A 24965-nucleotide genomic window follows, 5' to 3' on the forward strand; every position below is an offset into this window, starting at 1 on the left:
GCATCCTCGCTGAAATACAAAATTGTGCATACGAATATCTTTCAGTATGAGTCGATGGTAGACCAAAGCATGAATTCTATAAGGTTGAAGCCAAGGACTGATGAGTGTCAGCGCCTATTATCCTACCGAACGGATATTACCCCTGTTACCTTGACAAAGGAACATGTGGATCTATGGGGGAACACGGTAGAATCCTTTTATATAGCAGAGAAGCATAATCATCTAGAAGTACAAACTACTTCCATTGTAAGTATCCAAAAAAGTCCATGGGTTCATCGAATTGATTATTCACCTGAAATGCATGCAATTTTTCACTCTAGCTTGTTTAAAAGCCATTATCTTTCTTATTTAAGTAATACGGGGTACACATACTTGACTCCCGAACAAATAGCCAGAGTAGATGCTGCATTAGGAGAGATGTTTAATCCCATCAAATATGCGATAGATGTGATGGGCTACTTGTACAATTACTTTACATATGATGGCTCAGAAACAGATGTCTCTACAAAAGCCCAGGAGTCCTTCGACTTAAAAAAAGGTGTCTGTCAGGATATTAGTCATGTGATGCTTGGAATATTGCGTGCTAAGCACATACCTGCTCGGTACGTAAGTGGCTATCTCTATGTAGGAGAAAACTCAGCATTAGTTGGGGATGCAGCAAGCCATGCATGGGTAGAGGTCATGGTGCCAGGTATTGGATGGGTTGGTTTGGATCCAACGAATAATGTAGAAGCATTGGAAAATCATATACGAGTTGGTGTTGGACGAGATTACGGAGATGTTAGTCCAGTGCAAGGAGTATACCGAGGCGGCAGTCACGAGCTGGATGTCAAGGTTTCGGTTAGCTTGATCGAGTAACGAGACGCAGTCTAATCTCAAAGGCGAAAGTAATTAGTCTGGAACAATTGCCAAGCTATCAAGAAAATTTTCGAAGCACTCTTAAAAAGAGGAAGGGACAAAACTTTTTCTTTCATCATAGGTGCTAATCTTGTTAAATTTTATTAATCAAATTTTTAGTTTTAGTAGGTAACAATAATTGGTTCGGAGCAGCGTCGGCGACTCCTGCAGGAGCAAGGTGGTAGGTAAGACAGCACAGCCACGCGCGTTAGCGATGGGTGCTGGCTTACCACGCCCCTGCGGAAAGCGTCCGACGATGCGGAGAACCTAAGGTTCAAAAAAAGAGAGCAGTTATGATTCTAATAGTAATAGTAATAGAATCATGACTGCTTCTCATTATTTCGTCCTAGCTTTTTTTATCTTATAGAGATTTTAAGTGATACCATAACATATTGATAAAGATTTTTGCTTGATTTTCCATTGGTGATTTACTAAAAGTTATGAGAAAAGGCTTTAATAATGGTTGAATGACACATTTTCGAATTCTCTTCTGTTGCAGCTCATTTATAATGGCATCATAAAGATCCTGCTGCTCGATTGTAAAATTACTTTCTTCTTTTAAGAGAGCAGCCATATCTAAAAGCTCCATAATACTTATAGGCTTTCGATCCACGTTCATTTTTAATAAGTGAATAGCTGTAGGGTCTAGTAGTCTCTTATCATCCTCCATCATAGTTGGTAGGATTTGCTCTATATAAGAAAGTAATACATCTACAATTTGTGAAGTAGGTAAACGAGTGTTAGAAATCTTCATACTAAACATAATATACTGCATCATTCCATGGAATAAAACGGAGCATTCAAATGCATAATCCCGCGTATGATCTCCGAATACTTCTGTAAATCTATTAGCTAACCATTCCATTTCATACATTCGATGGTGCATGACTAATTTCTTTAACTCAATTTCATTAGAATTTAATATTGCTTCAAAAAGTGTGCTGAGCTTTCGTTCTTCATTTAATTGAATTAATAGAGATATCTGTTCTATAAGAATACCTCTATCCATTTCATCATTGCCGACTAGCATTTCCAGTCTTCTTTGACTTGCGTCATATCGAAGACCTTCTAAAATCTCTGCAATACAATCGTTTTTAGAAGAGAAATAATTATAAAAAGTTCCCTTTGAAATATTTGATTGTTCAATAATATCTTGAATAGAAGTTTGCTGAATTCCTTTTTCAACAAAAAGCTTCAAGGCTACTTCTGCTACGTGTCTTTTACGTCTACTCATAATTCCTCCACTAACACCTGATAAGCTTAGTATAAGCGTTGTGAAGGTGTTTCTCAACTGAATTAAACTACTAGTACAAAACCATTGCATTAAATGAACTTGTAGTTTAATATAGTTCGAGTGAAGAAATAAATATATAAAAATGAATAGAGGGTAAAAGAGAAAATGGGTTCAGAAGATCAAAATAAAAAGTCTGCCATGTTGATGATTGCGGTTTTATTCGTTGGTGCATTTGTTTCCTTTTTGAATAACTCGTTATTAAATGTTGCACTTCCATCCATCATGGCTGATTTAAATAAAGACTATTCTACAGTTCAGTGGCTAGCTACAGGCTATATGCTTGTAAGTGGGGTATTAATACCAGCCTCTGCATTTTTAATTAGAAGATTCTCCAACCGGGGATTATATATTACCTCCATGGCTATTTTTACAATTGGTACAGCGATAGCTGCGTTTGCCCCTAACTTTGGTGTGCTATTAGCTGGTCGAATGGTTCAGGCTGCTGGTTCATCGGTTATGGGACCGTTGCTTATGAATGTAATGCTTGTTACTTTTCCACGTGAGAAACGCGGAACGGCTATGGGGATTTTTGGTTTAGTTATGATTACGGCTCCTGCAATCGGTCCGACTCTATCTGGATATATCGTGGAGTATTACGATTGGCGTCTGCTTTTCCAAATGATTCTGCCTCTTTCTGTAATCAGCTTGATTTTATCAGTTTGGAAAATGCGTAATGTGATGGATACAGACAAAAATGCGCATATTGATTATCTGTCTGTTATTTTATCCACATTAGGTTTTGGTGGGATTTTGTACGGAGTCAGCTCTGTAAGTACTACTGGTTGGACAGATCCATTGGTACTCACTACTTTAATCGTTGGAGTAATTAGCTTAGGTACATTTATTGTTCGCCAGTTAAAAATTAATGATCCACTAATGGACTTACGTGTATATAAATATCCGATGTTTGCCTTAGCTTCTGTTATTGCAATTGTTAACTCAGTAGCAATGTTCTCAGGAATGATTTTAACTCCTGCCTATGTACAAAATGTGCGTGGAATATCACCACTAGACTCTGGTTTAATGATGCTTCCAGGAGCTATTTTGATGGGGATTATGTCCCCGATAACGGGAAGACTGTTTGATAAAATGGGTCCCAAGATACTAGGTATAACTGGATTGATTATTACTGCTATTTCTACTTATGCATTGTCAAAATTACAATTAGATTCCTCATATGCATATATAGTCTCCATATATACAACGCGTATGCTTGGTATGTCACTAGTAATGATGCCAATTATGACGAATGGATTAAACCAGCTGCCAAATCGTCTTAATCCACATGGTACTGCTGTAAACAATACAACTCAGCAAGTAGCTGGTGCGATTGGTACTGCTGTGCTCGTAACGGTGATGAATACGGTGACTGAAAATGAAGGACTAAGATTAATGTCTACAGTAGATCCTACTGCATTAACTGAGCAAACACAGGCTTTACTTGGACAACAAGCATTGCTATCAGGAATCCAATATTCTTTCTTGATTGCCTTAGCGATGAATGTCATTGCTTTAATTCTTGCTTTCTTCTTAAAGCGAGTAGATGTTAGCCCCGAGGCTCTTCGAAGAATAGAAGAAGAAAATCCAGCAAAAAAATAATACAAGGATGAAAACCTCTTAGCGCAGAGCTAGGAGGTTTTTTATGTTTTCTTTCTATTAATAATGTTCAAGTTATAGGGTTGAAAAGAATGGGAAGGGGTAAAGGAGGATAGACAATTAAAAAATGAGGAGGATGCATCTATGAATCACTTAAAGGCAATTATTCTAAAGTTTTTTATGCTGGCTATAGTACTACTTGTTGTTTTGACACTATTCTTTAATGTTGAGATCATGGACTCTATTTGGACAGCGCTCGTCCTAACATTTTTCGCTTATGTACTAGGCGATTTACTTCTATTTCGAATGGCCGCAAATCGATCAGGTCAAACAATACGTAATCTGATTGCTACAATTGGTGACGTTGTGATAGCATTTCTAACGATTTGGTTTATGCTTGTGGCTTTAACTGATGCAAATGAAAATCTAGCATTAGCATCACTCATTTCTGCAATAGCCATTGGAGCAGGAGAATGGGTCTTCCATTTATACTTAGATAAGTATGTATTTAAAGGGAGAGACCCGGTTGGTGATAAAGTTGATGAAGTTTCAGCAAAAGCCCCTGATATAGTAGATCACAATAAACTTTAATAGAAAAGGCAGCTGGATCTTATAGAAAAGGTTTCAGCTGCTTTTATTTATAGGTGCATTGGTAATTTTCTTTTTTGTAATTTGCCGACGGAGCTATAGGGCAGCTCTTTGACGAATATAATTTCCCTCGGTAATTGAAACTTAGCAAGTCTTGGCTTTAACCATTCCTTCAGCTCCGTGGTAGACATACTATTCTCCATGGTTGGTTGGATATACGCTACCAGCTTCTGCCCATATTCCTCATCTTCCATTCCAACTACTGCTACGTCTTCTATAGATGGATGGGTAAGAATAACATGTTCTATTTCGGAAGGAAAGATGTTTTGCCCAGCTGATATGACCATTTCATCCTGTCTTCCCTTTAGATAGAAGAGACCATTCTTATCCTTATATCCTAAGTCGCCAGTTTGAATAAGCCCATTTGTTTTATTTTTCATCGACCATTTGTTTTGAAAGCATAGCTGTCCAAGACTTCCATCAGGTAGCTCCGCCCCTTCTTCATCCACTATTTTAATCGTTGTTCCTTTAATAGGTCTTCCTATTGTTTCGGGAGAAAGAGCTAAATCCTTCGGTGTTGCTATTAGATTTAGACCTGCCTCAGAGGTGCCATATAGGTTGTACAGTACATCTCCGAGTGCTTTCTTTGTTCTTTCTATTAAAATGGGTGAAAGCTTTGCTCCCCCTGAAGCTATACAGCGGAGGGGAGCTAATGCTTGTTCATTTGTATCAAGCAATCTGTACACCATAAGAGGTACTACGGTGATGACTTGTACTTGATGAGTTTTTATAAGCTGACAGGCTTCTTTAGGATGAAATTTTTTAGTAATAACAATCTTCTTACCTAATGCAAAGAACACTAATAAGATGGCGATGCCATAGCCATGAAAAATAGGTGTAGCAATATAGGCCGTATGGTAGGAAGGGAGCTTTAGGCGTTCTATTAATGCAAGAAAAGGCGGAAGAAAATTAGTGACAGAAGGCTGGTGTACCACTTCCTTTGGCGCACCAGTTGTTCCACCTGTGAGGAGAACAATTCTACTGCTTGATGATTTCGGTAGTGAGAGTGACAGAATCTCCTGTTGAACAGGCTGTGTGCTTATAATTTTTTTATTAGAGAAGCGAGCTTCCTCCACCAGATAGGTAAACTCTGGGTCGTAGATGAACAGGTCAAACTTATGTATACTATTCTGTTGGTTAAATTGTTTAGCGCTCATTGCTGTATTTAATAAATAGATGGTAGCTCCAAGTCGAGAAGCAGCAAAAAGATAGCGAATAAATGAAGCGTGATTATTACAAAGGAATGCCACTTTTTGTTTTTCTTGAAGATTGAATTGTACCTTTAAATAGGCAGCCAGAGAATGACTTTGCTCATATAAGTCACTATAAGTAAGCTTCTCCTGGTCATCTACGAGAGCTACTTGGTCTCCACGCATCTTATTTGCTAAATAGAGGAGAAGCGTAAGGTTGACTCCATGTTTATAGAGATAAGAAAGAGTGCTAGCTATCCCTTTCGGTGAAAGAATACGCATATTACGTAGAGCTTTTAGAAGGCTTGTTAGCATGGGTATCTTTCTCCTTTTTTCCTTATTTGGCTAATTTTCTTTCAATTAATCCTCTAAAAACAAGAGAGCCAATCTCTCCAAAAATGGACCACCAAGGCTTGTAAATTCTTTTTTTGGTATATAACATACTAGCTATAATTTTCGCAACATGATCTGGTCTCATCGCTGGGGTATTCCGATAAGAATCTGTCGGCTCAATCATAGGAGTTTTAACTAAGGGTAAGTAAAGAGATGATGTAGTAATTCCCTTCCTATTAAGCTCTGGTGAACTAGCCCGGAACCAAGTATCAAATGCTCCTTTAGAGGCTTGGTAAGCCGCCCAATTAGGGAAGGGGAGCAGTAGAGCGTTAATAGTTGAGACATTGACTATATGTCCTTCTTCCTTTTCGAGCTTAGGCAAAATGGAAAGTAATAGCTGTACGGGCGCAAAGTAATTAATGGCCATTGTTCTGGTAAAATCATGAGTCCGATCTAACGAGTCGAATATTGCTCTGTTAATTGATAACCCTGCATTACTAACAAAGACGTGAATAGGCTGCTTTTCGAGCACCTTTAACGTCCTTTCCATCTCTTCTTCTTTTCTTAAATCTGCAGAAATTACTTCAATGGTAGAAGGGTATTCCTTCATCTCTTCTTTTATTTGAACGAGCAGGTGCTCCCGACGAGCTATTAGAATCAGTTTAACCGGATATTCTGCTAAGAGATATGCGAGCTCTCTTCCAATTCCTGAGCTTGCCCCTGTTATAAGGATGGTTTTTCCGTTAATCGCTTTATGTAGCTTGTCTGCTTGGATACGTGTTGAAGGGAACAGTATTCTCTCTAAAAAACGATATGTATGCATGTCGTTTAATCCTTCCAATTTTTATCTAGTTTATCATAGTTTTGGTATTTGAAAAAGTTCGTCAAAACGAAAAGGAGGTGTCTCATAAGTAAAAAACTTATGGACACCTCTTCTTACTTTGACAAATAACTGCTCTGTAACATTGCTCCTGTGGTGGTCGCATCAAAATGCCGCCATCCTCGTCACAAGGAACCGTCTCAAAATGACTTTTCAGACGGCCCCTTTCTATCACGTTAGCCATTCATTTTATGCTTCGACTATTCGTTTGTCTATCCTAAATTGTTCTTCTTGTTCTTCTTGTTCTTCCTTTGTATACTCCTTCATGGAAATACCGGTAATTCCGTATAGAAGATTGAATAACGGAGTAATCATAGCTAGGAAGCAAAAAGGTAAGTAGGTTAAAGTAGGGACCCCTAAGGCAGTAGCTGTAAAGACTCCACTTGCCGTCCGTGGTAATAAAGCACAGCCTTGAGTTGCACAATCTTCCATGGTCCTGGATAGGTTTTCAGGCTTTAAATTAAATTTGTCATATAACGGTCTCATAAAAGTGCCTGTCATAACACCGGCAAAGGAAAACGTACCTCCGAGACCCAGGGTGAAATAGGACATAATCATGGTTACAAAAACTAAAATCCCTCTACTTCTAATAGCACCAACGATTGAATTGATGATCGTGACTAATACTCCAGAGGCATTCAGGAGTCCCCCAAGACCAAGAGCAAATAAAAAGATAGCAACCATGGGCAGCATACTAACTAGTCCACCTCTTTGAAGAAGTGTGTCTACTGCTTCAATCCCAGATTCTACAAAGAAACCAGTATATAAAATTTCAAAAATAGAAGTAAGAGACACTCCCTGGTAAACTACGGCTACTACTGCCCCAACCAATCCACCTATTAAAACAGAAGGTATAGCTGGACGCTTTGTAATTAATAGAATAAATAAGACAATTGCCGGTAAAAAAGCAAAGATTCCTAGTCCGAAGTTATTATATAAATAATTGGTTAGGAGAGTAACTTCCTCAGAGCTGACGGTTGCTACCTGTATGTTCAGACCAATGACTGTAAAAATAATGGCTGTTACGATATAGGCTGGAATCGTCGTCCATAGCATGTGTTTTACGTGCGTGAACACATCAATTCCTACTACAGCAGCTGCAAGATTTGTGGTATCCGAAAGCGGAGATAACTTATCACCAAAATATGCACCACTGACTATAGCACCAGCTGTCATTGCAATTGGCACTCCAAGACTATGACCGACACCAATCATTGCAATTCCGGCAGTTCCAAGCGTTGCCCAAGAGGAACCTGTAGCCATCGATACAACGGAACAAAACAATAATGCGGTAACTAGGAAAAACTGTGGGGAGATTGCCTGTATTCCATAATAGATTAAAGCTGGAACGGTACCGGCTGCCATCCAGGCTCCGATTAGTATACCAACAGTGATTAAGATAAGAGAGGGCTGAAGGGCTTTTAACATGGAGGTAAACATTGTTTTCTCAACTTCTTTATAGGTAAAGCCAAGCCTAAACATAAACGGTATGAGTGTAAATAAGGCTAGAAGCAGCATGATTTGTATCGATGCTTTAAATGCTATAAGACCGACAGAGATGATGAAGACCATTAAGAGCAGGATAAAGAGGGAATACGACAAGGATGGTTTTCTTATTTCTTTATTCATATAATCACTCCTCTAATTTGATAGGGGACAAAGGGTTATCATTAAATACCCTTTTTCGAATATAAAAAACATGAAAAATCTAAAAATTATTGTAACTGATTGGATGGTAGAGGAGTCTAATTCTACAAGTATATCTAGAAGGGCTACAGAGGAGGAAGTACATGAAAAATTACCTATTACTCACTAGTCTGCTATGTTTAGTTTCTGCCTGTAACCCCGTCACACCAAAAACACAGACATTAGAGGCTTTTATAGAAGAACAAGGTCTCACAGAAATAGACCGAGTCATTATTCAAGACGGTTCCACTGGGGAAGCTAAGACCTTACAGGACCCGGAACAAATAGAAGAGTTTTTATCTTTAATTAAAGATATAGAATATATTCCACAAGAAAACCAGGATGGTCGGGTCGGGTGGCGTTATCGTATCAGGTTGTTCGAGCAATTGAATGAGTTCGATTTTACGCTGAGTGAAATAGACGGCGTCTACTATGATTCTGAACCAGATATCTATCCGATTGTAGAAGAGTATTATCAAAAGCTAGAAGTCACCTCATAAAAAGATATGGAGAAAGCAAAAAAAGCATTTACTATATAACAACGTAAATGCTCTCTTCTCATGCTGGTTCTCACTATTTTGGAGTCTACCTGTAATAAATAATAAGTACTAGTGCTTCCATAGTTTCTCATATTTTTATTTCTGTGCGCTCATCCAACTTTAACACCATTCATAGTAGCTCGATATGTTTGAGGATAGAATCTACTTCATTTTGATATTTTTTTAATCCTTTCTCTGTTGCATAATCGTCTACATATCTTATTCCTTCTAAAACATCTACTAATAATATTTCTTTCATCCTTTATCTATCTGCATCCACATATAAAATCGGCCATCCATACTTATATATTCCTTTACCAACAACAAACTCTCTTGCAAGTCTTCCGTTTATTGATTTCTGTCAGCTGCTATATCTTCCATTGGACGTCCATACTACAAGAAACGGTGAAGAGGGCTAGTCAGAAGATAGACTCACTTTACGAGAAAAACATTTACAATAATCGGAATATTTTAGAATTTGAATGCATATATATGATAGATATGTTTTTTCAAAGAGAGGGTGGAGGGGAAACTGTGTTACTTAATGATTGCTCTTTATCGAAAAAAGAATAGGGAAACTGAGCAATCATAAAAAGAGATTCAAATGGTAAGAGAAAAATATATAGGGGGATTTATATGTTAAAACCAAAAAAGATAGGAATTTTAGTGACGGCCTCAGCATTATCTATTGGAATGTTTATGACACCAGCAAGCGCAACTTCGGTACTAGGACAATCGGAAAAAGTACTTAATCAAGTGGCTGTTGCCCAATCGACGTTTTCGAAGGCGGACCTCATTAAAAAGTTCCGCTCTCTTTTCCCAGATTTTGCATCGGTAAAAGAAAATGAATTTACTATGCATAGTGGAACCTATTATCCGGAGGATGGTATTACCAGGTATAATCTCTCTTTTACTCAAACGATTGATGGAAAGAGATATCATGGAAACGTAAGCTTCTACGGTTCGGATCTAGAAATTGAGCATTTTTCCTATTCTCCGCCAACTACTGCTGACTCATTATTCCCAGCTAAATATTCAAAAGAGGAAGCACAGCAAAAAGCGGTTGATTTTGTAAAGAAATTCTTTAAGAATGAAAATTATCAGCTAGATACAAATCAATACAATTATTACCCAACAAGAATTCTAACAGAGCCTATTTCTTATTCATTTTCGTTCTCTAAGACAGAGAATGGCATCCCACTTTCTGATCAGCGAGTGGATGTAAGTATTTTAGGAAATGGGGATGTCACTAGCTTATACCGTTATCCTACCAAAGTAGAAAAGCATACATTTGATTCAGTGAAGAATGTGAAGGACAAAAACGCTATTTTAAAAAGCTGGAAGGAGAATCTTTCAGTCGAGCTACAATATAGAATTGATTACGATTATAGAACTGGAAAGCCAAAGGTAAACTTGGTGTATCAACCAAACCCTAATCTGGTTGGTAATCATGCATTAAACGGAAAATGGTATGATGGCCAGGAATTCCTAAATACTTATCCAAAAGCGAAGAAGCTAGAAAAAATCGTAGAGAAGGCACTGCCTGCCAAGCAAAAGGGGATTACAGTGGAGCAGGCGAAAAAAATAGCGGAAAAGATGCTGAAGCCAAATAGTGATAAAGTTACTTTTAATATTCAATCTGTCGATGAAATAGAAAATTACAACGGAAGAAGTGTTATTAGTATTTCTTATTCCTACACCACGAAAAATGGTAGAAATGGGTACGGCAGTTCCTTTGAAATTGATAAACAAACAGGCGAGCTAGTTAGCTTCTCTAGTGGGCTCCCACATATTCTTCAAGAGCTTGGGGAAAAGGTAGAGGTGAAGAAGCCTATTACGGAGAAAGATGCGTTAACGAAAGCGATGGCGTATTTAAAGGAGTGGACACCATCTATTCTACATGATTTTGCAAAGCCATCAGAAGATGCTTACCATGACGAACAATCTGGGACATATCATTTTAACTTCCCTCGAATAGTGAACGGGCTTAAGGTATCCGGTGATCAAATAAGTGTAAGTATTTCAGCAGACGGCAAATTATATAGTCTTTATACTAGCCATCAGCAAATAAGTGAATGGCCATCTATTAAGCAAGTGATCACTGCCAAGGAAGCAAAAGAAATATACACGAAAGCGTTAGATGTGAAGCTTGTTTATATGAAACAGTATTCTAGTGAGAAGAAGCACTATGATTTATTATATACACCAGTTTATAATGATAACTCTTACAATACATTGAATGCGCAGACAGGTAAATGGATTAGCTACTATGGAGATGAAAATACAACTCAGGTAACACATAGTTGGGCTGAGGAAGAGTTAAATTATTTAATTAGCACAGGTACCCTAGAAGTAAAAGATGCCAAGAAATTTAATGGGGATGCTGCTGTCTCAAAAGGAGAAGCATTAAAGACAATGATCAACTCTCTTACTTCTATTTATGGAGGGTATTATGGAGAAGAAAATCCTAATCAAGCTTTTGAAAATATCAATTCTAAGCATCCACTCTATCAAGTAGTTCAGCGTGCAGTGGAGACTGGTATTATTTCAGTTGATTCTAAAACGTTTGACGTAGATGGAAAAGTGACAAGAGAGGAATTAGCAGCTTGGTCCATCAAGGCAATGGGATTAGATGCAGCAGCTAAAAATAGCAAGATTTATAAAAACGAGTTTACAGATGCAGCGAACATTAAACCCGAATATACAGGATACGTAGCATTAGCAGATTCATTAGGATTGCTAACTGCAGAAAAAGGACAATTCAATCCAACAAAAGAAGTGACTTATGCAGAAATTGCTGTTTCTACTATTAAATTAGCTCATGCTGTTTCTCAGAAAAATAAAGGGATTAATATGTATTATTAAGATGAGCAGCCTTTCGCTAAGTGCGAAAGGTTTTTTTATTGGAAATATATATTTTCATTATATCATTTAATGCGAAATTTTTTATTGGCCTAATAAGATTGTAAAATGCCACCATCCTTGTCGCAAAGGGACCATCTCAAAATGACTTTTCAGACGGTCCCTTTTTATGTTCTTTAATACTCGTCTAAACAATATACATGACTAACGAGTAATTTTGTTGGAAAGGAGTTTGGATTTGCTAGGTAAACTTTTAAAAAGAAAATTACAGGTTATCGCCCCTGTCACGGGTCAATTGATCTCTTTAGAGGAAGTGCCTGATCCAGCTTTCAGTAAAAAAATGTTAGGAGAAGGAATCGCCATTATGCCAACGGAAGGAAAAATCTATTCGCCGGTGGATGCAGAAATTACTTATTTACCTGCAACGAAGCATGCGATTGGGCTCCGAACACGCGATGGTACAGAGTTGCTAATTCATATCGGCCTTGAAACAGTTTCTCTAAAAGGGAGAGGATTTCGCCACTTCGTCAAGCAAGGTATGGATGTCAAAGCAGGCCATATTTTAGTAGAAGTAGATTTGGATTATGTAGGAGAGAATGCCAAAAGCATAATCACTCCTATTGTTATCACCAATAGCGCTGTCCGAGAGATAACTCCTAAGAAGATTACCAACTGTACGGCTGGAAAAACGGTCATTATGATCGTTACCAAGAAATAAGGAGGTGAACAGGAAAGTAAGGAAGGCAATTATGGATTTTGCAATCATTTCTATTTTATGAGATTAGAAGTTCGGTTGAGGAGAAGGGGTTGCCTTCCGTCCTTCCCTCTTATTCGGCAAGCATAGGGTTTTGATGTTAATAAAAAATGATAGGAGTATGGATTACATGATGAGACGTATACAACGACTCGGTCGTTCATTAATGCTGCCGGTAGCAGTACTCCCAGCAGCTGCGGTATTAATGGGTATTGGGCATTGGATTGATCCAAACGGGGGGGCAGGAAATGCAATTGCAGCTTTCTTCATCAAGGCAGGGGGATCAATCATTGATAATCTTCCCATCTTATTCGCTGTAGGGGTAGCGGTAGGACTGGCGAAGGATCGAGATGGCTCGGCTGCTTTAAGTGGTTTAGTAGCTTACTTAGTTGCAACAACCATGCTTTCTACAAAAACGGTTGCATTGCTTCAAGGAGTCGATGTAGCTGAAGTAGATCCGTCTTTCGAAAAAATTGCAAACGCATTTATAGGAATTCTATCTGGAGGAATTGCAGCATATCTCTATAATCGATTTAGTCATGTGAAGCTTCCAGATTTTCTAGCCTTTTTTAGCGGTAAACGGTTAGTGCCGATTATTACTTCTGTAGTTATGTTAGTGGTCTCTGCTTTATTATTTTTCATCTGGCCAATAATTTATGGAGCATTGTTCAACTTTGGGGAAATGCTGAGTGAACTAGGAGCTGCAGGAGCAGGATTATTTGGATTCTTTAATCGCTTGCTTATTCCCACAGGACTCCATCATGCTTTAAATGCAGTATTTTGGTTCGACACTATTGGGATTGATGACATCGGAAAGTTTTGGGATGGATCTGGCGTTAAAGGGGTCACTGGTATGTATTTAGCTGGGTTCTTCCCGATTATGATGTTTGGGCTACCAGCTGCAGGGCTTGCAATGTATCATACTGCAAAAACAAAGCGTAAAAAACAGGCAGCTTCTCTTATGATTGCTGCGAGCTTTGCTTCCTTCTTTACTGGGATCACAGAGCCGTTAGAATTTGCATTTATGTTTTTAGCACCTGCTTTATATGTAGTTCATGCAGCCTTGACGGGGCTCAGCTTATTCATTGCAGCTAGTTTCCAATGGACGGCTGGCTTTACTTTCAGTGCAGGCTTTGTTGATTTCTTCTTAAGTAGCAGACTGCCCATGGCGAACAACCAGTACATGCTACTAGTACAGGGACTCGTTTTTGGAGTAATTTATTACTTCTTATTCCGCTTCCTCATCGTTAAATTTAACCTGAAAACACCTGGTAGAGAAGATGATGAGCAAGTAGAAGAGGTCGAAACTAGTTCTACAGATACTCCATTTAAGAGACTTGCTCAAAATATATTGGATGGACTTGGCGGTAAAGAGAACGTGGCATCTTTAGAGTACTGTGCAACGAGATTGAGAGTGGATGTGCGTGATATGGAGAAAGTAGATCAACAAAAGATAAAGGGAACCGGTGTCTTGGGTCTCAATGTTATAGGGGCAAATCACATTCACGTAATTGTAGGAACGAGTGTACAGTTTGTAGCAGATGAAATAGATAAACTGAGGTAGTCGGTTTAGAGGGGGTGTCCCATAAGTAGAAAACTTATGGGACACCCATTCCTATCTGCTATGAAGCATTGCTCCTGCGGTGGTCGCATTAAAAATGCCACCATCCTCGTCGCAAAGGGGCCCTTTCAAAATGACTTTTCAGACGGCCCCTTTTCTCTATTTAAATAAAGGAAGGTGTTTAAAATGAAGAAAACCTTTATTATCACAGCCCCTGATGGTATTCATGCAAGACCAGCTGCTCTTTTGGTAAACGCGGCAGTCAGCTTCAATTCTGACATAATCATTTCTTATGAGGGACAAGAAGCAAACTTAAAATCTATTCTTTCTGTAATGGCGCTTTCCATTCCTTCAAAGGCTTCCATGGAGCTATGTGCGAGTGGAGATGATGCGGAGGCAGCGTTGAAGTATTTAGAGCAATTCCTTATCGAGCAGGATCTAGGTGAAATATGCGAGAAATAGTAGGGTTAGCTGTATCTCCAGGAATTGTGATAGGAAATGCCTTTCATTACAAGGCTTCCCCTACAGTAATTGAAAAAATTATCACAGAGGACATTGAAGGAGAAATAAGCCGTTTTAAGATGGCTATCGAGAAAGTAAAAGAGAAGCTTCAGCTGTTAAGAGAAAAAGCAGGTAATCAATTAGGACAAGAGCAGGGCGAGGTCTTTGCAGCACATCTGCTAGTCCTAGAGGATCCAGTACTCTTGTCGGCAATTTGTAACAAGATTGAAGATGGCGTAAATGCAGAGTTTGCTGTACGAGAAGTTGCTGCCATTTATATAAAGATGTTTGAAGAGCTATCAAATGAATATATGAAGGAAAGAGCTGCGGATATCCGGGATGTAACAGAAAGACTGATTAGAGAACTGGTACATGGCAAGGAAGAAGAGCTCTCTTCTCTTCGACAGGAGGTAATTCTTGTCGCAGAGGATCTTTCTCCTTCTCTCACTATTCAATTAGACCGCCGATGGATAAAAGGAATCATTCTCGACAAGGGGAGTGTAACCTCTCATGCAGCGATTCTGGCAAGAGCTATGGGTATCCCTGCAATAGTAGGAGTAAAGAACGCCTCTACTGAGATAAAAAATGAAGTAATTATTATGGATGGAACAAGCGGAAAGGTTTTATTAGAACCTTCAGAAGAAGTTTTGCAAATGTATCATCAAAAAATTGTACAGATGAATGAAAGGCAACTAAATGTGTACAAGGATATGCCTACTTATACGAAAGATCGGCAACATATAAAAGTATTCGGTAATATTGGCAGTATAGAGGATGCTGAACGTGTTCGAGAATCTGGTGGGGAAGGAATAGGGTTATTTAGGACAGAATTTTTATATGTAAATAGAGAGAGTGCGCCTTCCGAGGAGGAGCAGTTCCATTTCTATAAAAGAATCCTTGAATTATTTGGTGATAAGCCTGTCGTTATTCGTACAATTGATATTGGCGGTGATAAAAACGTTCCGTATCTAAACCTAGAGCAAGAGGAAAACCCTTTTTTGGGAAAACGTGCTATTCGTTTATGTTTGAGCTCACAAGAAACGTTTCGTACGCAGCTTCGTGCCCTGTTAAGAGCGAGTGCTTTTGGACACTTAAAAATTATGTTCCCGATGATTTGCACGATGGAGGAGCTACAGCAGGCAAAGGCCGTGCTTCTTGAAGAAAAAGAAAAGCTGTTAGATGAGGGGATTATGGTCGGTAAAATAGAGGTGGGCATGATGGTAGAAACTCCTGCTGCCGCTATGCATGCTGAGGTCTTTGCAAAAGCCGTCGACTTTTTCTCAATTGGTACGAATGATTTAGTGCAGTACACTTTTGCAGCTGATCGTATGAACGAGCATGTCTCTTACTTGTATCAGCCTTATCACCCGGTAATTCTCAAGCAAATTCAAATGGTTGTAGCTGCTGCACATAAGCATAACAAATGGGTAGGTATTTGTGGAGAAATGGCTTCAGACCCTCTAGCATTACCTCTAATGGTAGGATTACAAATTGATGAGATATCTATTCATGCAGGATTTATTCCAGAAGCAAAGTATCTCCTACATGAATTGTCAGGTGAGGAATGGAAGGCTCATATCAATCATTTATTATCATTAGCTTCCTCTGAGGAAGTAAAGGGGTATTTAACCTCTCGTATTCTTTGCTAAAAGTAGATTGCTAGGAGATAATGGAGGAGTAACAAGTACTCGTTAAAAGGAGGAATTAGAAATGGAAGAGAACAAAGGAAAGATTGAGGTTGGGGACATCTTCGCATTACTTGGAGAAGATGACCAGGAACAAGAAATTGAAGTACTAGGTCTCTTGACCATCGACGGCGTAGATTATGCTGCAGTAGGATTTGCAGAGGATACGCAAGACGAAGATTCTGAGGAAGAAATGGACGTCTTCTTTTTACGAGTAGAAGAAGGAGAAGAATTCTCCATTATAGAAAGTGATGAAGAGTTTGACAAGGTTTCCTCTGCATTTATGGAGGCAGAAGAAGCAATAGAATAATATTCCTTGAGCTATCCCCATGGGTAGCTCTTTTTTGTAAGCAAGTTTAGTTCTTTAGTAGAAGCGTTAATGGAAGAGGCTGCGTCAAATCCATGTTAATCGGTAAAACAAGGTCACGGGTAGTGAGCAGAATTTTGTTTATTTTCCAGAGAAATATTAGTAGAATTACGAACGTTTGTTCTTTATAATAGAGAAAAAGGGGGAACGAACGTGCGTGAACAGATTCTAAAAGTATGGAAGCATGCTCAAATTGCCGAAATGATTTATATGAAAGACAATGGAGAAATAAGTAAGCGAACCGTGGAAATTTTACATGTCAGTCCTACAACGTTTCTGGCATACTGCTTTCTTCGGAAAAGTAAAAGGACATTCGCTATAACGAACGTTCTTGCTCTCTCACCTCAAAAACAATCCTCAAAAAATTCTCAGTATTTATATGGGAAAGTATGCTAAAATGAATCCAACAAACACAACTACCGAGACCTTGCAGATATGTAAATGCCAGGTCTCTTTTTTTATTCTGTTGTTGGAATAAATGTGTTTGTTCAAAAATAACATAGGGATGATAGGAGGAAAGAAATGAAACGTTTATGGAAAAGAGCTCGATTACTTTTCGTTTTGGCATTACTGTTTCAAGTGGTTGGATACCCTTTTTATACGCTTGCAGATTCTGGAGAGGGAAGACCATCATGGGCTAGCCCGGTAAATTATTTAGCGCTAGGGGATTCTTTAGCAGCGGGGGTTACCCCACAAAATGAGCTTGGAAATGGCTACACGGATTTTATTGCAGCTGAGCTTAAGGGGGAAGGGGTATTACAATCATTTAATAAAGGATTTACATATCCGGGATATACTACACAAAATGTGTTGGATGACATTAAGAATGACATCACGAAGCCTATAGTTGGAGCTGGCGATACGACAAAGACTGCTTCATTAAAAACCTCTATTAAAGAAGCCGACATTATTACACTTTCAGCTGGAGCAAACGATGTGCTTCCTGCTATTAAAGTGGATAGCTCAACGGGGGCTCTTTCTTATGATCTGTTTAAAATTGGTGCTGGACTCCAGCAGGTGGGGACTAACACACAAGCAATACTAAAAGAGATATATGCTCTTAATCCTGATGTGCAAGTTTATGTGATGGGGTATTATAATCCTTTCCCTTTTTTATCTAGTGAACATCAGAAACAAGCCGAGCAATTACTTGCTAATTTAAACGGTACGATTCAAAAAGCTATGGCTGGGTCATCGGCAACGTATATTTCTACGCAAAATCAAATAGCAGAAAAAGCTACCGATTATTTGCCTAACCCACAGAATATCCATTTAAGTGAATCCGGATATAAAGTGGTAGGTAGCCTCTTTAAGGAGCAAATTTTTAAGGATCAGCCTTGGATAGCTAAGGATATATTGAAAGCGACCGTTCAAAATTCTGTAGCGTTCTTAACATGGAAGCCCGCTTTCGATGACAAAAAAGTAACTGGTTACACGCTGTATAACGGAGCTTCGAAGATTGCAGAGGTTGCAGGGGATATAACATCTTACCAAGTAAAAAATATAGGTTTCAATGAATCTTTCATATTTTCTCTTAAGGCTATAGATGAAGAAGGAAATGTCAGTAAAGATGCTCCATCTGTAACCGTGTCGACTAGTTCGAGCCTTACGTTTAAAGATATTGAAAAACATGGCTCAAGGGAATTTATTGAACAAGCAGCGATGGCAGGGATAGTTGGTGGATATGAGGACGGGACATTTAAGCCAAATAACGATCTAACTCGTGCACAAGCAGCTTCCATTATCGTGAAAGCACTAGACTTGAACGCGACACAAACAGCACCATTTACTGATATACAAGGTTATTCAAAAGAAACACAAGAAGCTATTGCGACTGCATACCAATTTGGGATTGTCAAAGGAGATAAGGGGCTATTTAATCCAGGTAAGCCTGTTACTAGAGGGCAGCTAGCTCTTATGCTTATGCGTTCCTACGAGCTTGCGACACAAAAATCATACATCCCGACACAAGCATCACCATTTACAGATATCAGCCAATATCACCAAGAAACAAAAAATGCTATCAACATGGTATATACATTTGATATTGCAGTAGGAAAAGACGGAATATTTATGCCAAATGACACTGCCACTCGTGCACAGGCAGCGAAGATGTTTGTAAAGGCATTACAACTATTAAAATAATGGGAAGGAGAGAGGCCCTTTACGGCAATCTCTCCTTTATTATAAAGTGAAAGATTTTTGACATGAATAAAAATAGTAGGATATGCTTTGAATAGATAGAAGATTCTGTTAAGTGGAAGGGGTGTAAATGAATTGATGAATAATTCGTTAGAATATGCGAAGGAAATGGATAGAAAAGATATATTGCGTGCCTACCGAGATGAGTTTTACCTAATACCCCAGACAGTTTACATGGATGGTAATTCGCTCGGTATCTTATCTAAAAGAGCGGAGCAATCATTATTAACTGTTTTAGGAATGTGGAGAGCCCAAGGGATTGACGGATGGACCCAAGGTGAACAGCCTTGGTACTACTTATCGGAAAAGCTGGGAGAAATGTGCGCACATTTAGTGGGAGCGTCAAAGGAGGAAGTCATGATTACTGGCTCAACCACCTCCAATCTTCATCAGCTGCTATCCACCTTTTATAAACCTACTGAAAAGAAAACGAAAATCTTAGTAGACGAATTAAATTTTCCTTCCGACTTATATGCTGTGAGAAGTCACCTAGCACTTCATGGAATAACGGATGAGCATATGAAGATTGTCAAAAGTAGAAACGGACACACATTAGAAAAGGAAGATATTATCGAAGCTATGTCAGACGATGTGGCGGTAATTATTTTGCCGGGCGTACTTTATCGAAGTGGCCAAATTTTAGTTATGGAAGAGTTAACAAGAGCAGCCCGGGAACGAAATATTCTGATCGGCTTTGACTTATGTCATTCCATTGGGGCAATTCCTCACAAACTAAAGGAGTGCGATGTAGACTTTGCCTTCTGGTGTACATATAAGCACTTGAATGGGGGACCTGGTTCTGTGGCAGGCTTGTTTGTTCATGAAAGACATCTTTCCAAAAAGCCGGGTCTGGCTGGATGGTTTGGATCAAATAAAGAAAAGCAATTCGATTTGGATATTTATATGACTCCAGCATTAACTGCAGGAGCCTTTCAGATTGGTACCCCTCATATTTTAAGTGCTGCTCCTCTTTATGGTTCACTAGAAATGTTTCAAGAAGCAGGAATGGAACGAATTCGTCAAAAATCTCTTCAGCTAACTGATTATATGATGGATTTAATAGACGAAGAGCTAAGCCAGTTTTCTTTTTCAATTGTGAGCCCAAGGGAAGCAACTGAGCGTGGAGGACATGTTTTTATTGTTCATGAAGAAGCAGCAAGGATATGTAAAGCATTGAAGGAGAGAAAGGTGATTCCAGATTTTCGTGCGCCTAATGGTATTCGGTTAGCACCAGTGGCTTTATATAATAGCTTCGAGGATGTTTGGATAGCTATCAATTGCCTAAAGGAAATTATGCTTCAACATGAATACATGAAATATGAGAATAAAAGAGAGGTAATTGCCTAGGAGGTGTCTGTTTGACAAGAGTAGAAGAAGGTTTTCCAGAGGAAAAGGGGATTCATACGGATTTTCAAGAGGACATGACGTATGGAGATTATTTATCGCTTGATACTGTATTAGCTAGTCAAAAGCAGCTTACTAGTCACCATGATGAGCTTTTGTTTATCATTATTCACCAGGTAAATGAGCTTTGGATGAAGCTTATTCTTCATGAACTAGGAAGTGCCATCCAAGCAATTGAAGAGGATCGCCTACAGGAATCCTTTAAGATGCTAGCAAGAGTGACGAAAATACAGTCTCAGCTTATTCAGGCCTGGGATGTTCTCTCTACGTTAACCCCAGCTGAGTACTTAGAATTTCGTGATCAGCTTGGTAAATCATCAGGCTTTCAATCGTTCCAATATCGGCAAATAGAATTCTTATTAGGCTATAAGACAAAGCATATTCTAAAAATATACGAAAAAGACAAGGAGCTTCACGAGAAGCTGACCATTGCCTCTTCCGCTCCTAGCATCTATGATGCTTCCATCAGGGCGTTGCATAGAGCCGGATTCCCAATAAATCCTGAGCTACTGAATCGTGATTTTTCGATAACATATAAAGGCGATCCAACTGTGGCAGCTGCCTGGAAGGAAATATATTTAGATGTTAATAAGCATTGGGAGCTCTATCAGCTTGCTGAAAAGCTGATAGATATTGAAGATTGGCTTCAGCAGTGGCGTTTCCGTCATATGAAGACGGTAGAGAGAATAATAGGCTTCAAAACGGGAACCGGAGGCTCTGCTGGTGTACAATATTTACGGAACGTATTAGATCATCGTTTTTTCCCTGAGCTATGGGATTTGCGAACAACTTTATAGAGGTGAAATATGAATAAATGGATTGATATTACAAACCCTTTGTCCAATAAAATAGCTGTTTGGCCAGGAGACACCCCTTTTCAGTTTGAGCTTGCAAGTACAAAGGAACAGACTGGCTCTGTGAATATTGGAAAATTAACCGGTAGCGTTCATACTGGCACACATGTAGACGCTCCCTTTCATTTTAATAGCGGTGCTGCTACAATCGACCAGATTGATGTCAATATATATATAGGAAGAGCAAGAATAATAGATGTGACAGGTCTTGAATATATAGGGAGAGAAGAGCTGCAATCCTATCACCTTGATGGAGCAGAAAGACTCCTATTGAAGACGAAGAACCAATCGAATATTTTGGAATTTCCGAAGGAGATTCCATTGCTCAGAGAAGATATCGGTTCATTTCTAAAGGAGAAGGGGATCTTTTTACTTGGCCTTGATATCCCATCAGTGGATCAAATAACTAGCAAGGAGCTCCCTATCCACCATACTCTCTACCAGCATGGCGTATATATTCTAGAGAATCTTTTATTGGATAACGTCGAAGAAGGAGAGTATGACCTGATTGCGCTACCTTTGCGAATTGAAGGGGCAGATGGAAGTCCAGTTCGTGCCGTCATTAGAAAAGTATAAAGCTGTGGAAGCCTCCTAAAGATAAATAGGGGGTTTCTTTGATTTCCAGCTCCACGCCTTGCTCCTTAATGTCAATGGGATTCGGCTATAATGAATACGCTCTTCATTGCCTGTTTGGAGAAACGCAAGAGAGTTTTCGCTTTTTGGATATCCGCTGATAATTTTGACAATCCTGTAAACAAAGCGTGTAAACTAGTAATGAGAGTGATAGAAATCATATTCGATGTTATTTAGAGAGGTTATACTAATGATGGAACTTTAGGAATATTAGGAGTGAACGTGATGAAAAAAGTAATTGTAATAGGTGGAGGGATTACGGGGCTTTCCGCAATGCACTACTTGCACAGACTAAAAGAAGAGCATTCCTTAGATGTACAACTGTCGCTTGTAGAAGCCAATGACTATTTAGGAGGTAAAATTCATTCTGTACAAAAGGATGATTTTATTATGGAGGTAGGAGCAGATTCTATCGTTGCCCGTCATGAATCAGTCATGCCTCTCGTGAAAGAGCTGGGACTTGAAGAAAAGCTGGTCTATAATGCTACAGGAATTTCTTATTTATATACAAACAACGAATTGCATGCCATTCCAGCAGATGCAGTGTTTGGAATACCTACTAGTATAGAATCCTTGAACAGCAGTACGTTGGTTTCCGAACAAGGAAAAAAGGAAGCATTAAGAGATTTTGAGCTGCCAAATGATCGTTTTACAAAGGAAAGCTCCATTGGAGAATTTCTTGAATATTTTTTAGGAAAAGAACTAGTAGAAAAGCAGGTTGCACCTGTCCTATCTGGTGTATATTCAGGAAGTCTTGATAAGCTCACTCTAGCATCTACGCTACCTTACTTAATTGACTATAAAAATAATTACGGTAGTATTATCAAAGGTCTTGGAGAGAATAAAGAGCAATTCCAAAAAGCGGCCAATAAAAAATTCATTTCCTTTGATGAAGGACTATCTACGTTGATAGACGGAATCGAGAAGGAGCTTAGCGAGCATTCAATCTTAAAGGGCGTCCAAACAACAGGCTTAGAAAAAACAGCAAATGGGTATGTGTTATCTCTTTCAAATGGAGAGGTAGTAGAGGCAGATTATGTGGTTTTAAGTACGCCGCATCAGGTGACTCAACAGATACTTCAAAACAAGGAACTGAATGAGGACTTCAACAAATTGAAAAATTCCTCTCTTATTAGTATCTATCTCGGGTTCGATATCCCAGATAACAAGCTTCCGGCTGAAGGAACAGGGTACATTGTTTCTGAAAACTCAGAGGTGAAATGTAATGCATGTACTTGGACAAGTCGAAAGTGGAAACATACCTCCAAGAACAGTCAGCTGCTCGTTAGAATGTTTTATAAAAATTCGAATCCTCATTTTGAAAGCATGAAGGATATGACAGAAAGTGAATTGTTAGAGGTTGCGCTTGCGGATATTCAAAAAAGCTTACATCTCCAAGGAAATCCTAAGGTTGTCGAGGTAACCAAGTGGAATGATTTGATGCCCGTTTATACACTAGAACATGCCAAGGCAATTCAATCCTTAACCGATAAAATGAAAGAAAGTCATCCGAATGTTTTTCTAGCAGGATGCTCTTATTATGGGGTTGGCATTGGGCCTTGTATCAAAAATGGAAAAGAAACTGCGGAGAAAATTGCAAAAGCGGTGAAATAGAAAAAAGCGGAAATAGGAGATAGCCTCCTTTTCCGCTTTTTTTATTTGTTCGGTTTCAGCGCTGCGTCCCTTGAGGTCACATGGTGGTCAAGTTCCAACTTGATGTTCTCCATATGTTTGCAGGGCAGACATAAGCGCTTATTTTTTTGTATCTGAATCATTTGTCGTTTCGATTTTTTTCTCATCATCTATTACACTCTCACGCGCAGAGCTTTTGAATTCTCTTAGAGTTTGCCCGACCGCTTTTCCCAATTGAGGGAGCTTAGAAGGACCAAAAATGACTAGGGCAATTATTAAGATAAGTATTAAGCCAGGAATGCCTATACTTTGCATTATATTCCCTCCTTTTAGGAAACTATTTCACGATTACTATAACATACCAACGCCTAAAAGTTAATAAATTGGAGGTGTTTTACAGATTTTTTTGATAAATACGGCTTAAGCCTTAGGGAGAATCAATCTTGAGACACTCCTTCTATACAATTGTTGCGACGATAATAAAAGAAAAGGTGAACGATTGTCATATGTAGAGGTGGTTAAGTTGAAGGAAATTTATCTAGTATTTAGTGATACGGGCACATGGCTTTCCAAGCTTATAAAAATGTTTACGAAGGAAGAATATAATCATGTGTCAATTGCTTTTGATGAAGACCTGAGGGAAATGTATAGCTTTGGAAGGAAGCATAAACGAAATCCATTTATCGGTGGTTTTGTTATGGAGGATGTCCATGGATCTCTCTTTCAGGAGGCAAGCTGTAAAATATATAAATGTGAGGTTTCATTAAGCAGCTACGGAAAAATGAGAGATAGAGCTCTGGAAATAAGAAAAGAATGTGAGTCATATTCCTATAACTTCCTTGGATTATTTGGTGTTCTTTTCAATAAACGATGGGAAAGAAAATCTAAATTGTTTTGCTCTCAATTTGTCTCAACCATTTTATTAGAATCGAAAGAATTGAGAATAGAGAAGGAGCCTTGCTTAACTACCCCAGCCGATCTTGCACAGATTGAAGGACTCCAGCTTATTTATACTGGAAGTTTACAACAGTATACGAATGAATGGTACGGTCTACCGGAGGGGGTTATTATCCAGATGTAGAATATCCTGATTTTCATTGGTAGAGGTGGTCGATCTTCGTTCTAGCTGACAAAACGAGGGATAGAAGTAACTATCGCCAGGGTCGTAATCCTGATTGGGTGCTTTACTCTCGTTCGAGGGGAATTTATTCTCGTTCATTGGGAGCTTACTCTCGAATAGCCGGGATTCTCTCTCGGATAACCCAACTTTATTCTCGTTTAGCCGATTTACTCTCGTTCGGTCGGGGTTTACTCTCGGATAGCCAAATTTTACTCTCGGTTAGAATGGTGGAAAGTCAAGTGCATAATCTTGTAAATTCCTTTTGGGTAATATAAGTGCTTCTTTTTATTTTGATGTCAGGAGTATAGGAAAGGGTTAACCCTTTCC

21 protein-coding genes are annotated in these 24965 nt (G+C 38.9%); 16 read left to right on the top strand and 5 right to left on the bottom strand.

From position 1 onward, the window contains the following. The first annotated feature begins 9 nt into the window (after nt 1–9). On the top strand, nt 10–858 hold the full coding sequence (locus AC1VU3_RS15830; protein WP_480390336.1) for a transglutaminase family protein: 849 nt from the start codon (nt 10–12) through the stop codon (nt 856–858). A gap of 400 nt (nt 859–1258) precedes the next feature. Here the strand turns inward: AC1VU3_RS15830 and AC1VU3_RS15835 are convergent, their stop codons facing one another. Continuing rightward, nucleotides 1259–2131 (bottom strand): TetR/AcrR family transcriptional regulator, encoded by an 873-nt coding sequence (locus AC1VU3_RS15835; RefSeq protein WP_482983961.1) that lies wholly within the window; start codon nt 2129–2131, stop codon nt 1259–1261. Nucleotides 2132–2296: 165 nt separating this feature from the next. Here AC1VU3_RS15835 and AC1VU3_RS15840 point away from each other — a divergent pair, with 165 nt between their 5' ends. Together AC1VU3_RS15840 and AC1VU3_RS15845 are read left to right on the top strand one after the other, a co-directional pair. Next, complete coding sequence (locus AC1VU3_RS15840; RefSeq protein WP_482983962.1) at nt 2297–3790, top strand: MDR family MFS transporter; 1494 nt, start codon at nt 2297–2299, stop codon at nt 3788–3790. 141 nt (nt 3791–3931) lie between these two features. Then, nucleotides 3932–4378: a DUF2512 family protein gene (locus AC1VU3_RS15845; RefSeq protein ID WP_480390303.1), complete on the top strand. Its 447-nt coding sequence runs from the start codon at nt 3932–3934 to the stop codon at nt 4376–4378. Nucleotides 4379–4425: 47 nt separating this feature from the next. On the opposite strand, the gene AC1VU3_RS15850 is transcribed toward AC1VU3_RS15845, so the two are convergent. The 3 genes from AC1VU3_RS15850 to nhaC all read right to left on the bottom strand — a co-directional run bounded on the left by AC1VU3_RS15850 (nt 4426) and on the right by nhaC (nt 8467). Continuing rightward, on the bottom strand, nt 4426–5940 hold the full coding sequence (locus tag AC1VU3_RS15850; RefSeq protein WP_480390304.1) for an AMP-binding protein: 1515 nt from the start codon (nt 5938–5940) through the stop codon (nt 4426–4428). A 22-nt stretch (nt 5941–5962) separates the two neighbouring features. Further along, a complete protein-coding gene (locus AC1VU3_RS15855) occupies nt 5963–6781 on the bottom strand; it encodes an SDR family NAD(P)-dependent oxidoreductase (RefSeq protein ID WP_480390305.1) in 819 nt (272 codons plus the stop codon). 246 nt (nt 6782–7027) lie between these two features. Further along, nucleotides 7028–8467: a Na+/H+ antiporter NhaC gene (gene nhaC / locus AC1VU3_RS15860; RefSeq protein ID WP_482983963.1), complete on the bottom strand. Its 1440-nt coding sequence runs from the start codon at nt 8465–8467 to the stop codon at nt 7028–7030. Nucleotides 8468–8628: 161 nt separating this feature from the next. On the opposite strand from nhaC, the gene AC1VU3_RS15865 reads away from it, so the two are divergent. From AC1VU3_RS15865 to AC1VU3_RS15920, 12 genes are all read left to right on the top strand, one after another. Further along, the gene (locus tag AC1VU3_RS15865) at nt 8629–9024 is read left to right on the top strand and encodes a hypothetical protein (RefSeq protein ID WP_480390307.1); all 396 of its coding nucleotides are present in this window, start codon (nt 8629–8631) and stop codon (nt 9022–9024) included. 675 nt (nt 9025–9699) lie between these two features. Further along, entirely contained in the window at nt 9700–11928 is a 2229-nt protein-coding gene (locus AC1VU3_RS15870; protein WP_482983964.1) for a YcdB/YcdC domain-containing protein, read from the top strand. 235 nt (nt 11929–12163) lie between these two features. Further along, complete coding sequence (locus AC1VU3_RS15875) at nt 12164–12643, top strand: PTS sugar transporter subunit IIA (protein WP_480390309.1); 480 nt, start codon at nt 12164–12166, stop codon at nt 12641–12643. Between the two features lie 166 nt (nt 12644–12809). After that, entirely contained in the window at nt 12810–14243 is a 1434-nt protein-coding gene (gene nagE, locus AC1VU3_RS15880) for an N-acetylglucosamine-specific PTS transporter subunit IIBC (RefSeq protein ID WP_482983965.1), read from the top strand. A 183-nt stretch (nt 14244–14426) separates the two neighbouring features. Next, nucleotides 14427–14702, top strand: a complete 276-nt coding sequence (locus tag AC1VU3_RS15885) for an HPr family phosphocarrier protein (protein ID WP_482983966.1) — start codon at nt 14427–14429, stop codon at nt 14700–14702. Continuing rightward, a complete protein-coding gene (gene ptsP, locus AC1VU3_RS15890) occupies nt 14690–16390 on the top strand; it encodes a phosphoenolpyruvate--protein phosphotransferase (protein WP_482983967.1) in 1701 nt (566 codons plus the stop codon). The genes AC1VU3_RS15885 and ptsP overlap by 13 nt, the downstream gene beginning before the upstream one ends. Nucleotides 16391–16451: 61 nt before the next feature. After that, nucleotides 16452–16736 carry a DUF1292 domain-containing protein gene (locus tag AC1VU3_RS15895; protein WP_482983968.1) on the top strand — a complete coding sequence of 95 codons (285 nt, stop codon included), beginning with the start codon at nt 16452–16454 and terminating at the stop codon, nt 16734–16736. A 579-nt stretch (nt 16737–17315) separates the two neighbouring features. After that, nucleotides 17316–18938, top strand: coding sequence for an S-layer homology domain-containing protein (locus tag AC1VU3_RS15900; protein ID WP_482983969.1), 1623 nt, complete (start codon nt 17316–17318; stop codon nt 18936–18938). Between the two features lie 135 nt (nt 18939–19073). Then, the gene (gene kynU / locus AC1VU3_RS15905; RefSeq protein ID WP_482983970.1) at nt 19074–20342 is read left to right on the top strand and encodes a kynureninase; all 1269 of its coding nucleotides are present in this window, start codon (nt 19074–19076) and stop codon (nt 20340–20342) included. A gap of 11 nt (nt 20343–20353) precedes the next feature. Continuing rightward, nucleotides 20354–21196: a tryptophan 2,3-dioxygenase gene (gene kynA, locus AC1VU3_RS15910; RefSeq protein ID WP_482983971.1), complete on the top strand. Its 843-nt coding sequence runs from the start codon at nt 20354–20356 to the stop codon at nt 21194–21196. A 9-nt stretch (nt 21197–21205) separates the two neighbouring features. After that, complete coding sequence (gene kynB / locus AC1VU3_RS15915; RefSeq protein WP_482983972.1) at nt 21206–21829, top strand: arylformamidase; 624 nt, start codon at nt 21206–21208, stop codon at nt 21827–21829. Between the two features lie 282 nt (nt 21830–22111). Then, nucleotides 22112–23500, top strand: coding sequence for a protoporphyrinogen oxidase (locus AC1VU3_RS15920; RefSeq protein WP_482983973.1), 1389 nt, complete (start codon nt 22112–22114; stop codon nt 23498–23500). A gap of 138 nt (nt 23501–23638) precedes the next feature. On the opposite strand, the gene tatA is transcribed toward AC1VU3_RS15920, so the two are convergent. After that, nucleotides 23639–23836, bottom strand: a complete 198-nt coding sequence (tatA, locus tag AC1VU3_RS15925) for a twin-arginine translocase TatA/TatE family subunit (protein ID WP_480390338.1) — start codon at nt 23834–23836, stop codon at nt 23639–23641. Between the two features lie 205 nt (nt 23837–24041). On the opposite strand from tatA, the gene AC1VU3_RS15930 reads away from it, so the two are divergent. Beyond that, nucleotides 24042–24599, top strand: a complete 558-nt coding sequence (locus AC1VU3_RS15930) for a hypothetical protein (protein WP_482983974.1) — start codon at nt 24042–24044, stop codon at nt 24597–24599. Nucleotides 24600–24965 lie beyond the last annotated feature (366 nt).

The sequence above is a fragment of the Psychrobacillus sp. Z16_25 genome (assembly GCF_056856695.1).